Genomic DNA, 23,952 nt, shown 5'->3' with positions numbered 1-23,952 from the left:
CCTCAACTTCAGTCGGGTTATATCCCCGCATTTTCCGTTCAAATTCGGTTGCTTGTAATTCTTCCAACGTTAAACTCATCTATTTGCTCCTCTCGTGGGCGTTAATAACCGCTAAACTAATCCGCGTACGCCCTTTTTTATTTTGCCCATTCACCGCTAACAGGCGAATTCGGCCTCCCCGCCGAACAGAGATTTGATCATGGACCGCCACCACATAATCGGGGCGTTCCATCATTTGCCAATTAATGGTCACTAATTTATGTTCGACTAAACTTTTGGCTTTAGTTCGTGAATAATTAAATGCCACTGCTACTAATACATCCAGGCGCAACGAACTTACCGTTGTTTCTTGAACTTGCCAATCATTTTGTGGCGTGACAATGGCCGCCAACTCAATTCGCCGCCAGTTAATTTGAATCCGACCAAGTTTGGTAATTGCTTGTTGTAAAAAAAGCTACTAATGGTGCTTCAACAATAATTTGCCATACTAAGTCATCCTGGACGAAATCACCCAATGACCCGCGCTTGAGTCCGGCACCTAACAGCGTCCCTAAAATTTTTCGATGTGACAACATCGTAAATTTAACTGGATAGTCAATTTGGAGCGCTGCTAATTCAAAATCAGCTGTAGTTGGTGTGTAGTAATCGGGATATAATAACGCCCGCTTAGCTTCGGCCAGTGGGTAGCCACCATTAAACGCCACCCTTAAATCCGGTTGCCGATTAACTAACGTTTGCACAATATATTGCTCCCGTGGATTTAAAAAAAATGCGTTAATACCGGCCGATATTGCTGACTCGCCGTGGCAATCCAATCTTGAACTTGATCAATAAAATTAGCTTCATCTAAGCGAAAATGTTGCTTTAGTTGCTCCGTCATCGCTATGCTCCCAGGAACATTTTAAAGAAGGCACTAATTCCATATGAGACGATATTTAGCACAATAATCCCAAAAATGGGACTAAAACTAACTCCACCCAACGGCGGAATCAGCCGGTCAAAAAAAACTAATATATGGACGTACTAAGCGATCAACAAACTCCCCTAAAGCACTATTAATTCCATTTGGAAACCAGGACAGTAAACACCAGACAATGATTAAAAAACTATATAGTTCAACTAGCCTGATCATCACATATTCAAGTAAATTAACAAGCATGCACTTTCCCCTTATACCTAAAGCTCATCTGGATTCAATTTATCAAGCGTTACTGCTAACTTGCCATCAATCGCAAAATTCTTAGGCGCACATAAGAAGATTTGTTCCCCAATCCGATTAATTTCACCATCAATCGCAAACACAGTCCCATTTAAAAAGTCAATCACTTTCATCGCTAAATTAGGATCCATTTGACCAAAATTAACGATTACAGCCGTCCCATTCAAGAGTTGCGTGGCAATTTCCCGCGCATCACCATATAAGCGGGGTTCGACCAATTCAATGTGACTATCAACGTTCGTTGCTGGTTCACGATTAGTATCAAATTTAACCACCTTACTATTATGTTGTGGTTGTGGCGATGGAGCGGCGTATTAGCAACTGGTTGATTATAGTAACCATCCGCTACATTGACGTCATCGTCTTCGAAAAAGAAATCTCTAAATTTTCCCATGATTTTTCCTCACCTATTATTCAGTAAAAAATGGGAAAGTTATCCCTTACGTAACTTTCCCAATTTTCAAATATTACTTCCGACGATTCTTAAAGAACGCAGGCCGTGAAAGATCTTCACCTTCGCTACCGCCCATCGGATTGTCGTTTTGTACACTAAACGTTGGCTTTTGAACGTTATTAAACGTATTACCACGTAAATCGTCTGACATATCATTGCCTGGATCATTCCAACCACTAAATGGGTCGTTAACAGGTGTTGCCGTTGGCCGAGCTGGTTGGGCTGGCGTTTCAACTGGGGCTGGATCAGCAACTGGCGTTGGTGCTGGCGCCGGAGTTGGTTGGGCATTGTAACGATTTACATTTGAAACATGGGGCTTTTTATTATTTTGATCAATCCCCGTAGCAATTACCGTTACACGGACTTCATCATTGAGCGTTTCGTCCATTGCCATCCCGAAGGTAATATCAACATTGGAATTAGCCGCTTGCCGAATAACACTTGAAGCTTCTTGTAATTCAAACATTGATAAGTCTTTACCACCAGTAACGTTAACTAAGACGTGTTCAGCCCCGTCAATTGAAACTTCTAATAATGGTGATGAAATGGCCTTCTTCGTAGCTTCAGAAGCCCGGTTGTCACCGTTGGCAAACCCAATCCCCATTAAAGCGGATCCTTGGTTCGTCATCGTATGACGAATATCAGCAAAGTCAAGGTTAATGTATCCAGGATTAATAATTAAATCAGAAATCCCTTCTACCCCTTGGCGCACCACATCATCGGCCTTCTTGAAGGCTTCCATCATTGGCGTCTTCTTGTCGATGATTTCAAGTAAGCGGTCGTTAGCAATTACGACTAACGTATCCACGCTCTTCTTCATTTGGGATAACCCTTCGTTGGCAAGATCCGTCCGGTGCTTACCTTCAAATGAGAATGGCTTCGTAACCACCCCAACCGTTAAGGCCCCAGCGTCCTTGGCAATCTTAGCAACCACCGGAGCGGCACCTGTCCCGGTACCACCACCCATGCCGGCCGTCACGAAGACCATGTCAGCACCTTGTAAGGCCGCTGCAATATCTTGTTCACTTTCTTGGGCAGCTTTCATCCCAACATCAGGATTAGAACCAGCCCCGAGCCCCCGGGTTAACTTAGGTCCTAAGTGAATCTTAACCGGGGCTTGGTTACCTTCTAAGGCTTGTAAGTCCGTGTTGGCAATGATAAATTCAACCCCTTGGACCCCTTCTTTAATCATTTGGTTGACGGCGTTACCACCACCACCACCAACCCCGATGACCTTAATCTTAGCCCCGCGGTTGTCAAACTTATTTCCTGTGTTGTTATCCATTTACTACATCCTCCATCATAACTAACTATTCAAAGAAATCTTTGAAAAAGGCCCGAATCCGGTCCCAAATACTACCTGCATTATCAGTTCGCCGTGGCGTTGGTTCAACTGGTGTCGCTGGTGAGGCTGGCCGCGTTGCTGGAGCAGGCGTTGGCGCCACCGGTGACGTGTATTGTGGTTGAACTTGATTATGCCGTTGCGCGTATTGGTGTGGGCTTTGAATTAATGAACCTTGGTTTAAAACTTGCTTAATCAAACGTTCGACTTCACTCAAATTATTTTCATAGCGACATAACGCTAAGACTAAACTATAACCTGGATGCCGAATTCCCATTTGATCGGGAACGAAGATTTTCACATTCGTATCAAAATACTCTTGCGCTAATTCTTTCGTTCCTGGTAAGGCCGCAACTCCCCCCGTCAGCACTAAACCACCTGGTAAATTAGGTGCTTGGATACTATCAAGTTGTTGCTTGGCCCGCCCAAAGATTTGCCGCATTCGGGCTTCAATAATTTCAGCTAAGTATTTTTCGGATACATTAACTGGTTGATTCTTCCCAACTACTTCAACTGGAACTTGCACATCGTCAGAAGCCAACTCGCTCTTGGCATACCCATGGTCACGCTTGAGACGTTCCGCATGACTTTGCGTCGTATTTAAAACTTCGGCAATATCATGCGTAATGTATTGTCCCCCTTCAGGATCAACAAAGGCAAACTTTAATTGATGGTCTAAGATAATACTAGTCGTCGTTTGACCACCACCCAAGTCAACCATGAGGGTTCCAAAATCTTGTTCCCCATCATTTAAGAGGTTGAATCCCGTGGCAATTGGGGCAATGACAAAATCTTGAATATTCAAACCAGCTTGTTCCACAGCCTTCCGGGCATTGTGAACCACGGTCTTTAAACCACTGTACAACGTTCCCCACATTTCAAGTCGTACTCCGACCATCCCACGTGGATCTTTAATCCCTGTAAACCGATCAACTGCAAAGTCCTTTAAGACTAAGTCGATTGGCTCTTGATCTGCCGGCGTCATGCGATCCATTGTTGCTCGAGCCACGTCAATCACATCTTGGTCTGTGATTTCACGTGATTGCCCTTGTTCAACATTTAAGGAAATCATGCCGTGAACTTCGTTTAACCGCAAATAGTTAGCTGGTAATCCCACGACGACTTCTTTAATGTTAATTCCGGCCTTAGTAGCTGCTTGCTCAACTGCTTTGGCAATGGCATTTGACGTTTTATCAATGTCAACAATGACCCCTTCTTTTAAACCGGTGGTGGCTTGTGAACCTTCCCCGATCACCTTTAAATCACCGTTAACACTCTCACATACAAGAACTTTAATTGAGGTGGTTCCAATGTCTAAACCTACGTAGAGTTGTGAATTTTGCATTGCTCTGCGAACCTCCTAAAATAATCACCCGTTTACTCACTCCCACTTAATTAGGTACAGTAAACGTAATCTAAATCGATTTTACCACAATCCATATCATGGAAACATTCTTATCTCATCAATTTTTTTACTTTTTATTGGCTTTTGGTTGCTGACTACCATATGCATATGAATATGCAGCATATTGTAAATCCACAACACCCTTTTGTCTCATCTTCGACGTAATCGAAGGATAATACCTTAATTTCGTTGCCAATGTTGATAACCGTACATAAACCGTATTGCCATCATTCATATAAATAATGACCCGTTCTGGGTTTTCAGCAACTGGTGAATAAACAATCTCCGAAATTCCATCCCGAATAGGATTGGAAACTTGCCCAACCTGCTGTGCTGTTTTGGTTAATAATTTAGTATGCTTACCATACCCTTGGTAACGAATAAAAGTTTTGGGATTAGCGGGCGCCGGAATATACTTACCGCTGGCTAATAAATAGCGATTACCGTGAGGTTGTTGGACTAGGCCAACAATCGGATATTCCTTCACCACAATTTTTAACGACCGCCCCGTTAACTCTAACTTAACCCGATCAATTTGTCGGTTATGCCGGCGCGCAATTGAACTAATTTGATCACGTTGATAATACCACCGCCAAATAAAGTCACCTTGCTTAATGGTCGTCGCTTGCGTAACTTGTGACGCCGTTAAATTTTGCTGGCCAGCCACCGTAATTTGAGCTACCTTACTAAACGGAGACAAGACATAGATAGCGCCTAAAAAAATCAGGCTAAATGGAATTAATAAACTTAATAAGCGTTCCCGATTCCCTTGTCGTAAGGTCTTCGTAAAGCGAGGTGTCGATTGATGTAAATCTGCCCCCCGTTTTTTTAACATTTACATCATCAGCATCATGGGTTCGTTGGGACAAATTTCGGAAAATTCCTTGATAACGTTCATGCTCTTTCCGTCCTGATTTTTCCACCATCCGTCTTACCCTCGTGACTTTTGGTGCTTAGCAATCGCTTGTTTCATAACGGCAATTAAATCATCGGCTGCATGCGGATGACCTGATTTTTCTGCTTTTCCGGCCATTTGCCGTTGCGTCCGTTCATCGAGCATCAAGGTATCAATTGCTTCTAATAATGACGTCCCTGATAAATCAGATTCTAAAATCATTTCCGCCGCCCCAGCATCAACTAACGCTTGCGCATTTTTAACTTGATGATTAGCCGTTACATAGGGACTTGGAATCATAATTGTCGGTAATCCTAGGGCCGTTACTTCGGCAATTGTCGTCGCCCCCGCCCGCGAAACTAAGGCTTGGACATGCGAAAGCTTCGTTTGCATATTGTCAATGTACGGCACAATCTTAACATGATCGGCAATCGGTTGCCCTGCTAATTGTTCCATAAAGGCATCATAACGTTTTTGTCCCGTTGCAAAACGACTTGATAGTGCCGTTGATTCAATTCCGGCAAAGCCATTAACACACTTTGATTAATTTTAGGGGCACCTTGGCTCCCGCCAAAAATCATTACCGTTGGTACATCATCGCGTAAGCCAACTTGCGTCCAGGAAAATTCGTCTCCGGCAGCATTTAAGAATTGTTGCGCCCGTGGATTACCAGTTAACGTCACTTTATCACTTGGAAATTGTGACCGTGCGGCTTCAAACGAAATTGCAATTTCATCCACGTATTTACTTAAAAACTTATTGGTAACCCCGACCACACTATTTTGTTCGTGAATCACGGTTGGAATACCAAGTTTAGCTGCGGCATATAAGACCGCCCCACTCACATAACCACCAGTACCTAAAACGACATCGGGCTTAAATTCTTTTAACCACTTCTTCGCCGTCGAAACCGACTTCATAAAGAGATAAATCGTCTTAAAATTATCCAACGATAGCGACCGTTTAAAACCTTGCATTTCCATCGTCCGTAATTCAATCCCAGCCTTTGGAACAATTTGGTTTTCTAAGCCCCGGGTAGTCCCTACATATAAAACCTCAGTCTCCGGTTCAACTCGTTGTAATTGTTCAATCAAGCGAGAGCCGGATAGATATGTCCTCCGGTCCCACCACCAGCAACCATTAATCGCATTCCGTAACCTCTTTTCCTCCTGAAACTTGTTCCATCGCAGTAATAAAGCGATCACCACGAATTTCAAAGTTTGGGAATTGATCCCAACTAGCACAGGCCGGTGATAATAAAATAACTTCGCCTGGTTGACTAGCCTCCCAAGCTAAAGGCGCCGCCGTGGTAACATCTTCACTCGTCAGCACCACGGGAACCCCAGCTTCCTTGGCAGCCGCTACCAGCCGGTCTTTTGTTTCACCAACTGCAATCAAAACGCGCACGTGGGCTTTAAAATCAGCGACTAAACGCATGAAATCATCCCCTCGATCAAGTCCGCCGGCAATTAAAACCACGGGTTGATCAAAACCTTGTAAGGCGACTTGACAAGCTTCAATATCGGTGGCCTTGGAGTCATTGTAAATTTTTCGCTCGGCAACGGTCATGACATATTGCAACCGATGGCGCACGCCACCAAAGCTACTTAAAACTTGCTGAATGACGGTATTATTAACCCCTTGTAATTTGGCCACGGCAATCGCAGCTAACGCATTTTCCACATTTTGGGGACCAACCAAACTCAAGTCTTGCACGGCCATTACTTGTTCACCTCGCCAGTACAAGTAACCGCCAGCTTGATAAGCTCCCGCTTGCGTCAGGTTTTGCCGTGAGAATGGGACGACCTGCGCATTCGTCCGCCGTGATAATTGTTGCCATTCTTCATTATCCCAGTTAATGACAAGATAATCTTCTGGAGTTTGATTCCGGGTAATTTGTAATTTTGCATTAATGTAATTTTCACGCGTCCCATGATAATTCAAGTGACTCGCAAAAATATTATTAATCACCGCAATATGCGGGTGTAATGTTGGAGCACCTAACAATTGAAAACTTGACGTTTCTAGCACCGCTGTATCAGCTTCCGTTAACGTTTGCGCAGCTGCGCTAAACGAAACTCCAATATTCCCAGCTGCCACCACTTGATGCTTGGCATTAGCCGCTTGTAAAATCTTTTGAATCAGTGTGGTCGTAGTCGTTTTACCGTTGCTCCCCGTTACGGCAATTAATTGTCCCGCTAAAATTTGACTGCCCAGTTCAACTTCGGTAATTATCGGCGTCCCTAATTCAACAAATTTAGCAATCAATGGCACTTGATACGGAATCCCAGGGTTCTTAACTACTAAATCAAACCCTTCATCCGCTAACGACAATGGATTGGCCCCCGTAATCACTCGGATGCCTTGAGCTTCTAAATCTTTAACCACGCTTGGATCTTGGGGAACTTTTTGATCGTTGGCCGTTACTGTCGCTCCTAATTTAACTAATAACTTAGCCGCATTCAAACCACTAATTCCAAACCCAATAACTAAAACTTTTTTTACCTTGGTAAGTTGTAATTTCACGCATAATTTAAGCCTCTTTAATACCAGCCATCACACCAAGCGTGATGAGAACGACAACGAATTGGAACAACCAGAATCGCCGCCCGATTTGCCATTCACTCCAGCCATCCATTTCAAAAGCATGGTGAATTGGGGTCATCTTAAAGATTCGCTTCCCCGTCCGGCGGAACCAAAAAACTTGGAGCATTACACTGGCTGTTTCTAACACATACACTAATCCTAACAGTAAGAGTGATAACGGATGATGAACTAAAATTGCCACCGCGGCTAACGCGCCTCCAAGCGCTAACGAGCCCATATCACCCATAAAAATTTTGGCGGGTTTATGGTTATAAGGGAAGAAGCCAATTAAACTCCCAATAATCGCTACACAGAAAATCGCCACGTCCGATTGTTTTTGATGAAGCGCAATCACTAAGTAGCCAGCAAACGAAATCGTTGCTAATCCCGTAACTAAACCGTCTAAGCCATCCGTTAAGTTAACAGCATTAGAAAAACCAACTAACCAAAAAACAATCCCCATCATGGCTAAGATTGCTCCCCAACTCCATGTCATCCCTAACGTTGGTAGCGCGAAAACGGCAAAAATTACTGCCGCCACAATTTGACAGCCTAATTTTTGTTTGGGGGTAAACCCTTCATTTTGGTGACGGAATAACTTAATACTGTCATCCCACATCCCAATTAAAGCATAGAGTAGCCAAACTAAGGATAAACTCCACAACGTCATTGTCATTTGATGTTGGAATAAGCCCATTACGAGCACTGCAACCAACGTAGCCAGTACAAATAATAAACCTCCCATCGTTGGGGTTCCTGACTTTTTTTGATGCCAAGTTGGACCCTCTTCCCGAATTTGTTGGCCTTCTTTTTTTAGCCCGAAAGTATCGAATTAAGCCCGGCATTCCACCAGCCGTTATCCCAGCCGCAATGACTGCTGTTAATAATAATAACCAATAATTCATGGTAACTTCCTTCCATTATTTTTGCTTTAAGCGAATTACTAAAGTTTGGTTAGCTTTGATTTCCTGACCGGCTTTAATACTTTGGTCAGTAACGTAACCATGCCCAGTCATTTTAACTGGTAAGTTTAAGATTTGACTCAGCGTTTGTACATCCGCTTGGGACCAATCTTTTAAATCTGGCATCTGGACTTTGCCACCCGTTAACAAGAAAATTCGTTGATTAACCATCACCCGCATTTGTGGCGCGATATTTTGGGATTTAACGGTCTGCTTATTTCCTAAGACGGTGACCGTTAAATGTTGTTTCGTTAACTGTTTTTCTGCCTTATCAATCTCTTTTCCCACGACATTTGGAACCTTAATTGTCCCGGGATGTTTAGTATAATTTGTCCGATCACGATCGAGTAAAAATTTAATAATCGGCGTGGTCACTTGTGAAATATTCTTTTCAGGTGCTTGCTGATTATTCTTTGGTTTCTTCATCGTGACGTAAATTAAATAGCGAGGGTGATTAGCCGGGGCAAACCCAGCAAAGGAGTAAATATAATCATATTCTCCCTTTTCATAACCACCACTTGGACTAGCAATTTGGGCAGTCCCCGTCTTCCCAGCAATGGTATAACCATCTACCTTGTAGACTTGACCAGTCCCGTCATCGTTATAGATAACCCCCTTTAAATAATTACGAACCCGCTTAGCCGTTTGCGCTGTAATTGGGGTGCCAATTTCTTTTGGTTTCGTTTTGCTAATTACATTATCTTTATCATCAGTTACCTTACTAATGATGTAGGGTTGCATCATCTTACCGTTATTGGCAATGGCCGTCATTGCCTGAATCACTTGCATCCCTGTCACGGTAATCCCTTGTCCGAATGACGTGTTAGCTTGTTCCAACAACCCCTTAAAACTTGTCTGCCCAGCTGCTTGAGGGCCAAGACCCTTCATTTCAACTGGTGTCAAAAAGCCAAACCGATGAATATACTTCCGCCAGGTCTTCGCTCCCATATCTTGTTCAATGTGGGCAAACCCAACGTTACTTGATCGATCAATCGCTTCACGATAAGTAATGGTTCCCCAACCACTTGGTTGCCAGTCAGTAATTCGACCGCCACCCATGGCGTAGGTTCCAGAGGTAAACGTCTTATTCGGATTAAATTTTCCAGCATCAATTGCCGCACTTAACGCAAACATTTTCATCACTGATCCTGGTTCATACGTTGTTTGGGTTAAGGCGTTAACCCACGATGGTTTATCACTAGTCAAGTTGGGCCGTTGCGTAGCAGCAATAATCCGCCCAGTTTTAGCATCCGCAATGATTGCCGTCATACTTTCGGGGTGCACCCGATTATTGACACTTTCTACTGACGTTTCCAACATATTTTGGATTTGACTATCAATGGTTGTGTAAACATTGCCGCCGTTTTTAACCTTCCGGCCCCCGGTTTCACTACCAGTTAACCGATAACCATAGATGTCTTGACTAACACTCTTAATCCCATTTTCACCCGTTAAAATGGAATTCAGCGCCTGTTCAATCCCCATCGTCCCGACTAATTTATCTTGTCGGGTTTTCGGATCGGTCTTCATCGCTGTTTGCCCCAAAATTTGACTTAAAAAATCACCTTCCGGATACGAACGCGCGGGGACCTTCATAAATTGAATACCTGGCAAGTGATGCTCCTTAATGCGCAACATTTCACTTACCGTTAAGTTGGTCCCTTTCGCCCCAAACTGAACTTGAAACGTTTTTTTATTCTTTGGATTTAATAATTTATAAACCTTCTTTTGTGATAAGCCTAATTCCTTTGCTAAAATCTTTGCCGTTTTACGCTTATCTTGCACATACATCTTTTTGCCAGTTGAACTTCGATACGAATGACTTAAAATGGCATACACAGTGTACCGGTTCGTATTAGTCGCCAAAGCATTCCCATTGATATCAAGAATCTTTCCGCGTTTAGCTTGGATGGTTGCTGAACTGGTATACCGCTGTTGTGCTAATGCTTCAATATTATTACCTTGACTTCGCTTGGCCACGGCAATATATGCAAAACGGCCAATGAAAACAACAAAAAGCGCAACGAAGGTAAAGAACAACCACATCCCAAAATACTTCCGATCACGCTTTTGATTTTTAATTTTTTTTAGATTTCCGCCCGATTCGTAACATAATTATTTACTAACATTCCTAACTTTTGGCGTGACATCCGACATTTTATTTTTATCAGCCACCTTTTTCAAACTCGCCGATGTTTCTTGTTCGTTAATCTTTTCGCGCTGATTTCGATTATTACTTACAAGGCTATCGCGCTTTGACTCTAATTTTTGCAAATTAGCCTGTTGATTGGCGACCGTATTTTTAACCGATAACGTCCAAACGGCTAAACTAACTAAAATTAACGTCATTAACACCGTAAAGACCTTTTCAAACACCGAAACTTTAACCCGTTGACGAATCAAACGATGATTAATATGCTGCCGATGCCGATTAATTTTCGGTGCAGTTGGCGGTTGATTTAATTGACGCGCAGCATTATTAGCCATCGTGTTCGCTTCCTCTCTGGGTCTACTTTACCCGTTCAATAATTCGTAATTTTGCACTATGTGATCTGTGATTTGCATTAAATTCTGCCTCACCAGCCACAATTGGCTTTTTATTAATCAACTTAAAATTAGGTTGAGCCGTTTCCGGAATAATTGGTAATCCAGCTGGTAAATCCGGTAAACTCGTCCGTTCCCGAAACATAGTCTTAACTAGGCGGTCTTCTAATGATTGGAACGTGATCACGCTAATCCGTCCCCCCACAGCTAATAAGTCCAAGGCTTGTTCGAGCGAAGTTTCTAACACTCCTAATTCATTATTCACCGCAATTCGAATCGCTTGAAAACTTTTTTTCGCCGGATGACCACCATGGCGCCGCGCCGGTGCGGGAATTGCATTTTTAACGATGTCCGCTAATTCCAACGTGGTTACAATTGGTTTGATTGTCCGTTGCTTTTCAATTGCTCGAGCAATTTGCTTGGCAAACTTTTCTTCCCCATACCGCGATAAAATCCGAACTAAATCATTGAATGGCCACTCATTAACCACTTCCATGGCTGATAAGGATTGCGTTTGATCCATCCGCATATCGAGTGGTGCATCATGTTGGTAACTAAACCCCCGCGCTGCATCATCAAATTGTGGGGATGAAACCCCAAGATCGTAAACCATCCCGTCAATTTCATGTATCCCTTGCCGTGCAAGCTCAGCTTGTAAGTGACTAAAATTACTCTTAATTAATGTTAATTTACCGTCTTTAATTGGTGTTGCTAACTGTTCTTGATTGTAGTCAATGGCCGTTTGATCTTGATCAAACGAATATAAATGACCACTAGTTAATTCAGACAAGATGGCTTTGGTATGACCACCCCCACCAAGCGTAGCGTCAACATAAGTCCCGGTTGGCTTGATTGCTAATCCATCAACTGCTTCGTGCAAGAGCACGGTAATGTGATTAAATTCAGTCATAAATGTGCTCCTTTAAAAACTTAAATCACCAATCTCTTCGGCTAGTTCATCAAATTCTTCAGCTGCATCAGCTTGGTAAGTTGTCCAAGCATCCGCGTCCCAAATTTCAAAATGACTTGAAACCCCAATAATCGTACACCGCTTTGATAAGTTAGCATACTCTCTTAATACTGGCGGGACATTAATCCGGCCTTGCTTATCAAATTCGCATTCTGTGGCTGCGGAAAAAAATAAACCGCACAAACTTACGGGCATTTCCGCGCGTTGTCGGTAATTGAGCTAAGCGTTCCTTAACTTTCTCCCATTCAGCCATTGGATAAACCGTTAAACTATGATCCATCCCGCGAGTAACAATACAGGGCGTGGCAATTTGATTTCGAAACTTAGCCGGGATGATTACCCGTCCTTTGGCGTCAATTGTATGTTCAAATTCCCCCATGAACACGTAATCACCCCCTCCCATAATTATTTCTAATCAACAGTCTACCACAATCCCCCACTTCACACCACCTCTAACCACATTTATCCCCAAATAAAAAAAACAGGCCGTGGCATTAAAACCACAACCTGTTTTGTTCCTAAATTTAAACTATTGGTAGCAAATAACTAAAAATTGAGCCAATAAAGATTAAAATTGCATACGCATATGATAATTTCCAAAAACGATGCCAAAACCGGCGGTAAACTAATTCATGATATCGTTGCCATTGCACAATCACAATCGTTAAGCCAATTATTGACCAACCTAAGATGGGTAATGCGGACCAATATAGCCCCAAATTCTTCAAAGCTAAAGCCATTAACACCAAAACCCACAGCCATCTTAACTTTTTTTTGGAGCATTGCTAATGGGGTCTCCGTTAATTTCGTAATCAACCATTCAAAAACGTAGCACCCCACAATAATTAGTCCGTCTAAAATAATATTTTGTACATTCATTCCCGCCATGAATTTGCCCCGCTTTTCTTCTCTTATAGCCACCATTTTAAAGAAACTAATTTGAAATTTCAAACGATAATCGGTAAACTTATCACCAGACACATTAAGAGGAGGATATCGTCAAATGGCGTATAAACCAAAACAAAAAAACCCGCTTTCAAAAAGTGACCCTAGTCGTGGTCTGGTTAATGCTCATTGCCACCTTGGATCATTAATTCTTGGTGCCTTATCAGCCTTAGGATTGCAATAAGCTAACCTACCTAGCGGACTTTAAAATTGAATATCGCAGTCCAAAAATAGGGTTCACAACGGCGAAAAACCAATTTGTTGTGAACCCTATTTGTATTTGTCAGCGGACGGATCCGCTTTTTTAATCCGCTTCTTTATACACTTCCCGTGGTTTCGAACCATTCGCTGGTCCAATATAACCCCGTTGCTCTAAATCATCAATAATTCGTGCCGCCCGATTATAGCCAATACTAAAGCGTCGTTGCACCATTGAGGTCGACGCCTTTTGTTGATCTACCACAAACGATAAAACTTCATTAAACAACGGATCTTCATCTTGGCTCTCAGCTATTTGTTCCATTTCGGCATCCGAAACGACCATCCGTTCATCATAATCCGCTTGACTTTCGGCTTTAATGAAATTAACCACGGCTTCCACATCTTGATCCGAAATAAAAGCACCCTGCACCCGCGTTGGTTTGTTTTGGTCAATCGGCTGGAAGAGCATATCTCCACGACCCAATAATTTTTCAGCCCCATTGGCGTCTAAAATCGTCCGTGAATCAATTCCACTCGACACTGCAAAGGCAATTCGCGACGGCACGTTGGCTTTAATTAGCCCGGTAATGACATCCACCGACGGCCGTTGTGTAGCTAAAATCATATGAATCCCGGCGGCCCGCCCCATTTGAGCAATCCGCACAATTGCGGTTTCCACATCGTTGGATACCGTCATCATCAAGTCGGCCAATTCATCCACAATTACTAAAATTAATGGCAATTCTGGTTGTTGATCCTCCTGATGTTCACGCACCATTTGATTGTAGCCAGCTAAATTCCGCACATTAAACGAGGCAAACAATTCATAGCGACGTTCCATTTCCGCCACCACTTTACCTAATGCCCGTGCGGCCTTTTTCGGTTCGCTAACCACCGGACTTAGCAAATGCGGAATCCCATTATACACACTCAGTTCAACCTTCTTAGGGTCAATCATTAATAATTTAACTTGGTTTGGGCGTGCATGCATCAAAATCGACGTCACAATTCCATTGATAGCCACTGACTTCCCGCTCCCCGTCGAACCAGCAATTAACAAGTGTGGCATCCGGGTTAAATCAGCGGTCATGACCTTCCCCGTGACGGTTCGACCAAGCGGTACCATCAATGGTTTATCAGTCGCTGGCGTCGCTTCAATCACATCCCGGAAGCCTACCGTAGCAATTTTCGTATTGGGTACTTCAATTCCGATTAAGGACTTCCCCGGGATTGGTGCTTCAATTCGAATATCCTTAGCAGCCAATGCTAGGCTAAATCGTCCGCTAAATGCGTAATCTTGCTTACCTTCACCCCTACTGCTGGGCGTAATTCGTATTTCGTCACAGTTGGTCCAAGATTTACATTTTCAACCGTGGCTTCCACCCCAAACGATCGTAAGGTCGACTGTAATTTTTGCGTATTTTCTTTAATTACGTTTAAGTCATCACTTTGATCCGTTGCAGCTACAGATGTTAAAAGCGTACTTGGTGGTAATTGATAATCTTCATCAACCGCCGTCCCATTCACTCCCGCTAAGGCGACGTCATCATGACTCTCATCCATTGACTTGGCTGGACTTGGTTTGGCCGCGGCCACGTTAATCGTTGGTTCTAACGCTCGTTCCGATAACGGCGTCGGCAAATCCTTCATTGCGGGATTCGGACGTGTATCACGATAACGTTCATTCACTGGTACTTCATCATCAATTGGTTTCTTAACCGCAGCTGGTGTTGGCTCCGGATTCTTAACCGGTGAGGGGGCAGGGCTTTCCTGACGCTTCATTAATTTCTTGGTACGCCGTTCCTTCAACTGCGTCTGTAACTTCATTACCAAAGCTTGCAGCCCAAGAATGGCTTTTTGCACGGTAATCCAAAGAAAATAATAATCCCAATCACGATCATTAACCAGCCAGCAATTGCGGCGCCTAACGGTTCAATCAACGGACTCAAGCCCCAATAAACCAATGCACCTGACATTCCACCCCCAATCGGTAAGGTGGTATCACCATTACTCATAAAGGTAGCTAAATTGGACCACGTCGTCGCAAAAATATGACTTGATTGTTGGAGGCTTTGAAACATCAAGAAATGTAAAAAGGTTACTAGGCCGACATAAAAAATGCCGCCACCAACTACACACCGACGCCGCCAATGCGGACGTTGTCCTTTCAAAACTAACCCTAAACAATCAAATAAAACAACGGCCATGATTAAATACATCGCCTGTCCGCCAATAATTTGATAGCCACCGCGAATCAGTCGTCCAAAACTCCCCATATTAAAGAGCCCTAATAACGTCAGTAAAATAATTAAAATTCCACTGAGCGCCCGAATCACCCGCTGGTCAATCGGCGGGGTCTTGGGGCTAGTCCGTTTACGACGACTTTTCGTGGCCCGCTTTTTCTGTTTGGCCATTTAGTTTTCCTCCTACTTTAATTTATCGGCCGTATAATGATGGGTCCGAGCTAAGTTAGGGAATCCTTGTTGGCGTAAGGCCTCGTAAATAACTAACGCCGCACAGTTTGATAAATTAAGGGCCCGAATATGTTCATCATTTTGCGGAATGCGCACCGCATTGTCCGGATATTGACGCATAAACGGCTCTGGTAATCCAGTTGTTTCTTTCCCAAATAAGAAGTAATGATCACCTTCCAACTCGTAGGCTGGTTGCGTGTAGTCCCGACTTGCGAATTTAGAAACAATGTAAAGCTTTGTTAAGTCGGGGACCGTCGCCATAAAACTTGGTAAGTCATCATGATAGACGACTTCCACTTTATCCCAATAATCAAGCCCCGCCCGTTTCATGTGCTTGTCATCTGTTGAAAATCCGAGGGGTTTAATTAAATGTAAGACGGTATTTGTCCCCGCACACGTCCGGGCAATATTTCCCGTATTCGCTGGAAATAACGGTTCGAATAAAACAATATGATTAGTCATTAAATGCTTCCTCCCTTAATCGTTCATGATTAACTTAAATTCAATTTTACCATAATCAATTATCACGCCCAATTAATAACGAAACATCAATGGTAACCTGGGTTAATTGCGCTAAATCAGTTGTCGTCAACTTCCGCGCCCCTTTTCCCCAGTGCAATGGTGACATTTGGACCAAGGAAGCTCGAAGTTCCGGTGCTAAACTAAATTCATATTTAATTGGGACCATTTGCATGGTTGGATAATTTTCTGCAAATCGTTGGACGACTGCTGAATTGTCATACGTTCGTTTTTCCCCCGTTGGGTAAAGCAAGTGCCGTAATTCAATTAAATAATCCGCATTCGGGATAATTTTTAAAACTTGCCCGCCTGGTTTTAAAACGCGCTTAAATTCTTGATAATCTGATGGTGAGAAAAATTCCACAATCGTACTCATGCTAGCATCCGCAAACGGCAATTGCCGTAAATCAGCCACACAAAAAAGAGGTTTGGATCCAATTGCGTAGCTAGCTGCACGCCCGCTTTAGAGATATCAAAACCAAGATAAGTGTCATGATGAGCGGGGCGCGCTTGCATTAATTGATACAACGGCGTGCCTTCGCCAGTCCCAATATCCAAAATCGTTTGGGGTTCGGTTGGGATATATTGAGCTACTTGCTCAATCATCGGTTGAAACATGCCTGCTTGTAAGACATTCCGCCGATCAGCTAAGTTTTCCCGGTCATATTCCCCTGGCGCCGCATGGTCAAGAAAATAAACAAAACCTTTTTTTATTCAAGTTCCACACATGGCCCTGTTGACAGGCTAACGAATAATCTAAGACCGTCACAAACGCCCGCCCACATTTAGGACAACGTAATAATGATAAATTTTTCGTTAACCATTGGCGAGTTTGATCAATTTTCTTCATTTGCATTCCTTTCCAAAGTGGCCGTTGCCGATTATAATTGAAACAAGTATTACAAAGGAGGCCACGAATCGTGTCTGAAAAATTTTTAATTGGTACCTATACCAAAAAAGCAAGTCAAGGGATTTACGGAGTCACCCTTAATCATGAAACTAAACAACTTTCTCCCGTTTGGGTCGTTGCGCAATCCCAAAAGCCTGCCTACTTACAAACTAATGGCACTACCATTTTTAGTGTTAAACAAGATGGAGAACAAGGTGGGGTCGCTACTTATACTATCGATGGGGACCAAGCCACGTTAGTTGACACTAACTTAAGCGTTGTTGCCCCTCCAGCATACGTAGCGGTTGATGAACAACGCCATTTATTATACTCGCTAACTATCACGCCGGAACGGTAACGGTTTATCAAATTAATGCTGACTTAACGTTAACTCAAACGGATGAAGTCAAACATGATGGTGTGACCGGTCCAAAACCCGAACAAGATAAGCCACATGCCCATTACGCTGACTTAACCCCAGATGGTCGCTTAGTAGTTTGTGATTTAGGACTTGATCTAACCGTCGTTTACGATGTGAGCGCTGACGGCAAGTTAACGTTTGTTTCCAATTACCACCATGAAGCTGGCTTTGGAACGCGGCACTTAACATTTAGTCCTGATGGTAAGGTAGCCTATGTTTTAGGTGAATTAGGCAGTCAATTAGACGTCTTAAACTACGACCAAGCAACCGGGACCTTTACTCATCAACAAAGCATTAGTACTATTCCCGCTGATTGGACGGCGCACAACGGGGCTGCCGCCATTCACATTACCAAAGATGGTAAATTTATTTACACCACTAACCGGGGTGAAAATACGATTGCCGTCTTTGCTGTCCAAGCGGATCACAGCGTTAAACATATCCAATCCATCTCCACGGAAGGTGATTTCCCCCGTGACTTTGACCTCAGTCAAGATGAAGCTTTCTTAGTTGCTTCTAACCAAGAATCAGATAATTTAACTCTATACACCCGCGATGCGGTCACTGGTTTATTAACCATGGTCCAAAAAGACGTTGCTTGTCCTGAACCTGTTTGTGTCAAGCAATGGTAATTTAATCATTAAATAACTCCTCCGTTCCAATTTAGAGCGGAGGAGTTTTTTAATTTGCTAAAATGGTTTGTAAATCCGCTGGCAATGGTGCCGTTAGCGTAATGACTTGCTCTTTAAATGGACTGTAAAATTGCACATACCCACAATGTAAGGCTTGCCGACTTAACCGGTTATCCGCATGCCCGTACATGGCATCACCGAGCAACGGATGGCCCAGTGCAGCAAAATGAACGCGAATCTGATGGGTACGGCCGGTATGGAGTAACACTTCCACTACTGACCACGATGGACTTACTTGCTGTAACCAATACTCCGTAATTGATGCTTTCCCACCCGCTATTACTTGGCGTTTAACAAATGAAGCTGGATCACGCGCAATCGGTCCCATCATCACCCCATGTTTACTTTCAAATTTCCCCGTTGCAATCGCTAAGTACCGTTTCGTAACTTGATGTTGCTTGAGTTGTTGATCTAACACCGCATGCGCAAATCGATGTTTGGGAAAGACCACCAACCCACTCGTATCACGATCGAGGCGCGTGGCAACGTGGGTAACTTGATTTGGATAATTTTGCCGTTGATAATACCCTTTGAGGCGATTTACTAAACTATCATGAACCGCAACATTATGGGCGGGCACCGTGGCGACCCCAGCGGGCTTGTTCACTACTAAAAAGTCATCGTCTTCATACACAATATCCAAGGGAGCATCACTGGCGGTTACCACTGGGTTGGGCGCTTCGTCGGGGACGATTAAACTCACCTCATCCCCCGGTTGCACTAATGCCCGCGCCCATTGCGGTTCATTATTAATCCGCATCTCACCGCCATGAAAAATCGCCACCTTAATTAGGGCCGTACTAGCCCCAAATTGTTTTAAAACGTTCCGTAACTTTTTCGGATATTCACCGTGATATGTCCAATCAAATCTCACTCTTCATCACCAATAAATGAGTCACGAACTCGTTTCCAAAAACTGTTATGCCGATATTTGGCAAAGTAAACCCGTTGACTAGCGACACAGAACTTCAATTCTTTTAATTGCCGATCATCATCATCCATCATCATAATTTCCCGGTCATTTGTTAATACGGTGTGGCGATCATCGTCAATTACTAACTTAACATCCGCATGCGTCCCTAAAATCACTGGCGAGCCAATTGTCCGGAAAATCATATTATTTAATGAGGCCATTTCTGCCATTTGGAACCCGATAATGCGGGGTCCATAATCGCGCCACCAACCGATTTATTGTATGCCGTTGACCCTGAAGGCGTTGAAATACATAAGCCATCACCTCGGAAACGTTCAAACAAGACATCATTAATGTACACATCCGCCACTAGCGTCCGCGAAACATTCCGAATCGTGGCTTCATTAATGGCCACGTGTTCATCAACACTGCCATCCGCGTATGTTGCCGTCATTTTCAATAATGGGTAAGCAACTGATTGACCACTATCGTTTAATAAACTTGCCACTAACGCTTCCACTTCATGGGGCCGCCAATCGGCATAGAATCCTAAATGCCCAGTGTGAATCCCAACAAAGCGAATTTGGTCAAGTTGGTCGCGATATTTTTGCACTGCTGATAACAAAGTCCCATCGCCACCAATGGAAATCACTACTTCCGGATCCAATTCATTATATTCTAACGTTGTCCCCGTCGCGGCTGCTAAAATCTCATCCCGCACCTGTAGTGATAATTCTGACTCATACGTGTAAATGGCAAATTTCATGAATTTCCTCTCTCTATTAGTCCTCAGTCGCAGATTCGAACCCTTTTCCACGTCCATGCGAGAATAAGGTTTGCGCTTCTTGAATTTCTTCTCTAATTTCTGACATTTCCGTATCCAATTGAAAGGCGGCTTCCGCTGCATTTTTGAGCCGTTCAGCCATTTCAACTGGAAACTCACCTTGATATTTATAATTCAGGGAATGTTCAACGGTGGCCCAAAAATTCATCGCTAACGTTCGCACTTGAATTTCAGCTAGAATTTTTTTGTTCGCCCGTCACTAATTGGACAGGATACTCAATCACAATATGATACGACCGGTAACCACTTGGCTTTACATTACTAATGTAATCCCGCTCTTCAATAATGTTGATGTCACTGCGCGACCGTAAAATATCGACCACTTGGTAAATATCATCAACAAATTGACACATAATCCGTAGCCCCGCAATATCTTGCATATCTTGAGCTAAGCGATCTTCTTGGACATGCCGCCGCACCATCTTTTCCTGAATACTTTCGACTGGTTTAACCCGTCCTGTCACAAATTCAATTGGTGAATGTTGCGATTGATCTTGAAATTGCTTGCGCATCCCCCGCAACTTAACTTTTAACTCATCAACAGCTTGTTGGTATGGTAATAAAAAGTGTTTCCAATCTTCAACCATCATCATCCCTCCAATCAACACAAAGTCTATTTTACCATAATTTAATCCTTATCGGTCAACTTGCCCCATCAAGCATAATACTTTACATCTATCCGATTTCAATTAAAATTAATTTTACTAATAACGAGGAGCCAGACAAATGATTGAGCTGTATTTATTTGTAAATCCATTGGGAAAACGGTGTCTCAACAACGAACGTCTCTTACAACAGATCACCGCCAACCATCCTAACAAAATTACTAATCGCATCATCCCGTTTATCACCCCTCAAATGATTGATAATGCTCTCTTATCCAATCAGCAACCTTTAACTACTGCCAACCGGCAACAAATTAATTGCTTGTTTAATGAAATTATTCGCGATTACCACGCTATCTGTATTCAAGGGCAACGTCATGCCCTGCAATATTTATGTGCACTGCAAGAACAATTGATTACGCTTCAACAACCCTATAATTTACAATTGGCCCTCCAAACGATTGCTAAATTACCAATTAACCGGCAACAATTTTTAGACGATCGCTGCTCACCAGCCATTAATTATGCTATTCAAAGTGACTTACAACTTTGCTATGAGTTTAAAATTAATAATCCCTCAACAGCCGTTATCATCGGTGAAGATTGGCAACAACCGGCGTTGGTTATCCCTAATTTCCACGCTCAAGCATTACCAACCTATCTCGCTCAATTGACGGCCGTTGCTGACGGCTAACTTGACGTAAATGTTGCCATTTTTGTTCATCTGATTTTTCCCAATTAATTTGCCCACGCATAATTTTTTGCGATTGTTGGGTTAAAAAAACCGTTCGCTAACCAATGAACTAAAAGCTGTTGCAAGCAAACTTGCTGCAGCTTTTTTGTTGTTGCGCTGCAAGTAATGGGAAAGTTGCCCATTGGGTGTGTTGATTAACCCATTGTTGCCAGGTTGCTAACGTCCAAGTTGTTGCTGGTGCCGTACGTTCAAGCGCTAGTAACAGCCGAATTTGCCACATTAATAGGGACTCGGTTGTCAGTGGCCAACTTTCGACGAGAGTATGTAAACCAACTGGGCACAACCAAAGCCGATGTCCTTGTTGATACGCCAGATTGGCTAAATCATTTGTAGTTGCTCGCCGTAATCGTCGCAGGCAAGCATATTCATGTTTCATTCGTAACCACCCTGAATTGGCTGGAGTAGTGATAAAGCGATATTTAATCGTCCAATTAGGTGGCCCCATGGTAATAAGACAAGGTTGATTTAAAACCCATTGCGTCATTAATTGGTGTTGGTGGCGACTTGGCTGCTCATACCGCGGCCCAAAGATCCAGCGAACCTTAATTCCCGCTTGATAATAAGCTTGCGTCCGTTGCGATAATTGCTCTGCACTAATCGGACTGCATTGATATTCTAAGGCTAATTGCTGCTGTTTATTTTGCACCAAGATATCAATCCGGCGGTTAAATTGTGGCAAACTAACTTCCGTCTGAACTTGCTGATTAGCCTGTTGATACTTTAAAAATAATTGATCTTTCCCTTTTAAATGAGTGGTGGTTTCCCCTGCTCCCGTTGATTGTCCCGATAAATGGCGAAAGTAACGCCGCCGTGATCCACAGACTAACCGGACTGGTCGTCCACAAGTCGGACAAGTTAGCTCAGCTCCCAGTTGGGCCTGTTGTGGGGTTACTAACACTTGCGCCTGATTTAAAGCTAATTGCATAATAAAACCTCCTAATTAGCAAATACACTAACAAGGAGGTTTTTAACCACTAATTAAAATAATGTCGCGCCAGCTCAAATGCCGCCTCTGGCATAATAACAACGCCATGTTCTTGTAACACAAATTCATTCAACGGAACAACCGTCCCAAATTCATTTAATACACCCAGTTGATCCTCAATCAACTCTTTTGTGAATCCTTCGGCAAAGAAGGTTACTAATAAGTAATATTGATTTTGATATTGATACAGACTTGATTCCACATCACCAGAAGCCATCGTTTTAGCTGCTGATAGAAAATCTTCGAAATCAGCAAATTTAATCACATAACTTTGCTTTCCGATGAGCGGATCATTTAAAGCCGCCGTTACTTCATCTGTTTCTTCAGTTTCGGAAGCTTCATCAGTGGTTGATAAATCATCGTGATCTTTTAATTCATGTTGCAAAAACTTCATTAACTGATCACGTTGCGCTTGCACCATTTCTGGATGTTTGTTAAAGGCATCATTTTTCGTAATTAATAGTTCCATTCCGGCCGGTGATTGCATCACTTGGAACGTCACTGATTCATCCGTAAATTCATTATCAACATCGACTTCGGCTAATATGTCATCGAAGAAAGCTTGCATTCGATCCTGGTGACTTAATAAATCGAAGAGCGAGGTCCCGCGTGCGGCTAAATCTTCTGGATAAATCATAACTTGTAATGTGTCCTCATTTAAATGATTTACTTTCATTGGGGCCTCCTCCTTTCATAATAACTTAATACATATATTTTAACTAACATTAACAAAATAATAAAGAGAAGAATACCACGCGATTCTTCCCTTCATTTAACAACTATGCATCTAATAATTCCGCCCGTTTTTGCGCTTGTTCAATTTCGTAATTCCGTACTGAACGTGGTAAGAAACGTCGAATTTCCTCGCTATTATACCCAATTTGAAGCCGTTTATTATCCATTAAGATTGGTCGCTTAATCATCCCTGGGTGTTGATGTAATAGCTCATAAACCTCATTAGTCGGTAAATCGTTTAAGTCAACTTCTAACTGTTTATAGTCATTTGAACGAGTTGAAATAATATCTTCTAATCCGTTTTCCGATAATCGTAAAATAGCTTTAATTTCGTCAACCGTTAATGGTTGCGCTAAAATATTACGTTCTTGATATGGTACTTGATATTCATCTAACCAGGCTTTTGCCTTTCGACTTGAGGCGCTACTTGGTGATACAAATAAATTTAACATGTCCGCCACCTCCATTAATTTGTCATTCGTTATTTTAATTATACTATCTTTTAGTAAGCATTAACAGAATTATTTACAAAAAGTAAGTAGACGCAACTATATCATATGTACAAAAAAAAGGAATGGCAACTGCCATTCCTTAAGTG

The 23,952-nt window shown here is 42.8% G+C and carries 21 protein-coding genes and 9 pseudogenes; 3 read left to right on the top strand and 27 right to left on the bottom strand.

Annotated elements, in window-relative coordinates:
- The 17 genes and pseudogenes from JCM14505_RS10500 to JCM14505_RS07600 all read right to left on the bottom strand — a co-directional run.
- A partial coding sequence (locus JCM14505_RS10500) for a DivIVA domain-containing protein (RefSeq protein WP_156249872.1) occupies window positions 1-79 on the bottom strand: 79 nt, incomplete at its 3' end.
- Window positions 80-391, bottom strand: coding sequence for a S4 domain-containing protein (locus JCM14505_RS09760; protein ID WP_225352310.1), 312 nt, complete (start codon window positions 389-391; stop codon window positions 80-82).
- Window positions 392-407: 16 nt separating this feature from the next.
- On the bottom strand, window positions 408-740 hold the full coding sequence (locus JCM14505_RS09755; protein WP_225352309.1) for a YlmH/Sll1252 family protein: 333 nt from the start codon (window positions 738-740) through the stop codon (window positions 408-410).
- A gap of 142 nt (window positions 741-882) precedes the next feature.
- On the bottom strand, window positions 883-981 hold the full coding sequence (locus JCM14505_RS10610) for a hypothetical protein (RefSeq protein ID WP_500778356.1): 99 nt from the start codon (window positions 979-981) through the stop codon (window positions 883-885).
- Between the two features lie 16 nt (window positions 982-997).
- Window positions 998-1,132 (bottom strand): YggT family protein, encoded by a 135-nt coding sequence (locus tag JCM14505_RS09750; protein WP_225352312.1) that lies wholly within the window; start codon window positions 1,130-1,132, stop codon window positions 998-1,000.
- Window positions 1,133-1,176: 44 nt separating this feature from the next.
- A complete protein-coding gene (locus JCM14505_RS10495) occupies window positions 1,177-1,494 on the bottom strand; it encodes a cell division protein SepF (protein WP_054653844.1) in 318 nt (105 codons plus the stop codon).
- A gap of 192 nt (window positions 1,495-1,686) precedes the next feature.
- Window positions 1,687-2,958 carry a cell division protein FtsZ gene (ftsZ, locus tag JCM14505_RS07650; RefSeq protein ID WP_054653842.1) on the bottom strand — a complete coding sequence of 424 codons (1,272 nt, stop codon included), beginning with the start codon at window positions 2,956-2,958 and terminating at the stop codon, window positions 1,687-1,689.
- A gap of 25 nt (window positions 2,959-2,983) precedes the next feature.
- Window positions 2,984-4,360: a cell division protein FtsA gene (ftsA, locus tag JCM14505_RS07645; RefSeq protein WP_054653840.1), complete on the bottom strand. Its 1,377-nt coding sequence runs from the start codon at window positions 4,358-4,360 to the stop codon at window positions 2,984-2,986.
- A gap of 127 nt (window positions 4,361-4,487) precedes the next feature.
- The gene (locus tag JCM14505_RS07640) at window positions 4,488-5,255 is read right to left on the bottom strand and encodes a cell division protein FtsQ/DivIB (RefSeq protein ID WP_054653838.1); all 768 of its coding nucleotides are present in this window, start codon (window positions 5,253-5,255) and stop codon (window positions 4,488-4,490) included.
- 96 nt (window positions 5,256-5,351) lie between these two features.
- Window positions 5,352-6,465: pseudogene (gene murG, locus JCM14505_RS07635) on the bottom strand (undecaprenyldiphospho-muramoylpentapeptide beta-N-acetylglucosaminyltransferase).
- Window positions 6,456-7,845, bottom strand: a pseudogene (gene murD / locus JCM14505_RS07630) (UDP-N-acetylmuramoyl-L-alanine--D-glutamate ligase). Before murD ends, murG begins: the two co-directional pseudogenes overlap by 10 nt.
- 3 nt (window positions 7,846-7,848) lie before the next feature.
- Window positions 7,849-8,806, bottom strand: a pseudogene (gene mraY / locus JCM14505_RS07625) (phospho-N-acetylmuramoyl-pentapeptide-transferase).
- 15 nt (window positions 8,807-8,821) lie between these two features.
- The gene (locus tag JCM14505_RS07620) at window positions 8,822-10,909 is read right to left on the bottom strand and encodes a penicillin-binding protein (protein WP_082405675.1); all 2,088 of its coding nucleotides are present in this window, start codon (window positions 10,907-10,909) and stop codon (window positions 8,822-8,824) included.
- Window positions 10,910-10,978: 69 nt separating this feature from the next.
- Complete coding sequence (locus JCM14505_RS07615) at window positions 10,979-11,350, bottom strand: hypothetical protein (RefSeq protein WP_054653832.1); 372 nt, start codon at window positions 11,348-11,350, stop codon at window positions 10,979-10,981.
- A gap of 22 nt (window positions 11,351-11,372) precedes the next feature.
- Window positions 11,373-12,317, bottom strand: coding sequence for a 16S rRNA (cytosine(1402)-N(4))-methyltransferase RsmH (rsmH, locus tag JCM14505_RS07610; RefSeq protein WP_054653830.1), 945 nt, complete (start codon window positions 12,315-12,317; stop codon window positions 11,373-11,375).
- Between the two features lie 12 nt (window positions 12,318-12,329).
- Window positions 12,330-12,762, bottom strand: a pseudogene (gene mraZ / locus JCM14505_RS07605) (division/cell wall cluster transcriptional repressor MraZ).
- A 245-nt stretch (window positions 12,763-13,007) separates the two neighbouring features.
- Complete coding sequence (locus tag JCM14505_RS07600; RefSeq protein ID WP_156249871.1) at window positions 13,008-13,358, bottom strand: hypothetical protein; 351 nt, start codon at window positions 13,356-13,358, stop codon at window positions 13,008-13,010.
- Window positions 13,359-13,387: 29 nt separating this feature from the next.
- Between JCM14505_RS07600 and JCM14505_RS08780 the strand changes: the two are divergent.
- Window positions 13,388-13,506, top strand: a pseudogene (locus JCM14505_RS08780) (DUF4044 domain-containing protein).
- Window positions 13,507-13,626: 120 nt separating this feature from the next.
- Here JCM14505_RS08780 and JCM14505_RS07595 read toward each other — a convergent pair.
- The 4 genes and pseudogenes from JCM14505_RS07595 to JCM14505_RS10485 form a co-directional block, all read right to left on the bottom strand.
- Window positions 13,627-15,937, bottom strand: a pseudogene (locus JCM14505_RS07595) (DNA translocase FtsK).
- Window positions 15,938-15,949: 12 nt separating this feature from the next.
- A complete protein-coding gene (locus JCM14505_RS07585) occupies window positions 15,950-16,459 on the bottom strand; it encodes a tRNA (cytidine(34)-2'-O)-methyltransferase (protein ID WP_054653824.1) in 510 nt (169 codons plus the stop codon).
- Window positions 16,460-16,514: 55 nt separating this feature from the next.
- The gene (locus tag JCM14505_RS10490) at window positions 16,515-16,892 is read right to left on the bottom strand and encodes a hypothetical protein (RefSeq protein ID WP_369395523.1); all 378 of its coding nucleotides are present in this window, start codon (window positions 16,890-16,892) and stop codon (window positions 16,515-16,517) included.
- Window positions 16,889-17,122 carry a methyltransferase domain-containing protein gene (locus JCM14505_RS10485; RefSeq protein WP_369395522.1) on the bottom strand — a complete coding sequence of 78 codons (234 nt, stop codon included), beginning with the start codon at window positions 17,120-17,122 and terminating at the stop codon, window positions 16,889-16,891. Before JCM14505_RS10485 ends, JCM14505_RS10490 begins: the two co-directional genes overlap by 4 nt.
- Window positions 17,123-17,436: 314 nt before the next feature.
- On the opposite strand from JCM14505_RS10485, the pseudogene JCM14505_RS07575 reads away from it, so the two are divergent.
- Window positions 17,437-18,458 (top strand): annotated as a pseudogene (locus tag JCM14505_RS07575) (lactonase family protein).
- Window positions 18,459-18,507: 49 nt separating this feature from the next.
- Here JCM14505_RS07575 and JCM14505_RS07570 read toward each other — a convergent pair.
- The 3 genes and pseudogenes from JCM14505_RS07570 to yjbM form a co-directional block, all read right to left on the bottom strand.
- Window positions 18,508-19,392 (bottom strand): RluA family pseudouridine synthase, encoded by an 885-nt coding sequence (locus tag JCM14505_RS07570; protein ID WP_054653822.1) that lies wholly within the window; start codon window positions 19,390-19,392, stop codon window positions 18,508-18,510.
- A pseudogene (locus JCM14505_RS07565) lies at window positions 19,389-20,197 on the bottom strand (NAD kinase). Before JCM14505_RS07565 ends, JCM14505_RS07570 begins: the two are co-directional and overlap by 4 nt.
- A 16-nt stretch (window positions 20,198-20,213) precedes the next feature.
- Window positions 20,214-20,862, bottom strand: a pseudogene (yjbM, locus tag JCM14505_RS07560) (GTP diphosphokinase).
- 139 nt (window positions 20,863-21,001) lie between these two features.
- On the opposite strand from yjbM, the gene JCM14505_RS07555 reads away from it, so the two are divergent.
- Window positions 21,002-21,574 carry a DsbA family protein gene (locus tag JCM14505_RS07555; protein WP_054653820.1) on the top strand — a complete coding sequence of 191 codons (573 nt, stop codon included), beginning with the start codon at window positions 21,002-21,004 and terminating at the stop codon, window positions 21,572-21,574.
- Window positions 21,575-21,683: 109 nt separating this feature from the next.
- Here the strand turns inward: JCM14505_RS07555 and JCM14505_RS07550 are convergent, their stop codons facing one another.
- From JCM14505_RS07550 to spx, 3 genes are all read right to left on the bottom strand, one after another.
- Window positions 21,684-22,559: a competence protein CoiA gene (locus tag JCM14505_RS07550; RefSeq protein ID WP_054653818.1), complete on the bottom strand. Its 876-nt coding sequence runs from the start codon at window positions 22,557-22,559 to the stop codon at window positions 21,684-21,686.
- 49 nt (window positions 22,560-22,608) lie between these two features.
- On the bottom strand, window positions 22,609-23,295 hold the full coding sequence (locus JCM14505_RS07545) for an adaptor protein MecA (RefSeq protein WP_054653816.1): 687 nt from the start codon (window positions 23,293-23,295) through the stop codon (window positions 22,609-22,611).
- 103 nt (window positions 23,296-23,398) lie between these two features.
- Window positions 23,399-23,806: a transcriptional regulator Spx gene (gene spx / locus JCM14505_RS07540; RefSeq protein WP_054653814.1), complete on the bottom strand. Its 408-nt coding sequence runs from the start codon at window positions 23,804-23,806 to the stop codon at window positions 23,399-23,401.
- Between the last annotated feature and the right edge of the window lie 146 nt (window positions 23,807-23,952).

Origin of the sequence: Limosilactobacillus equigenerosi DSM 18793 = JCM 14505, from assembly GCF_001311375.1 — a bacterium.
Classification (GTDB): Bacteria; Bacillota; Bacilli; order Lactobacillales; family Lactobacillaceae; genus Limosilactobacillus; species Limosilactobacillus equigenerosi.
Note: the sequence above shows the minus strand (reverse complement) of the source record. Positions and strands in the feature narration are given on the sequence as shown.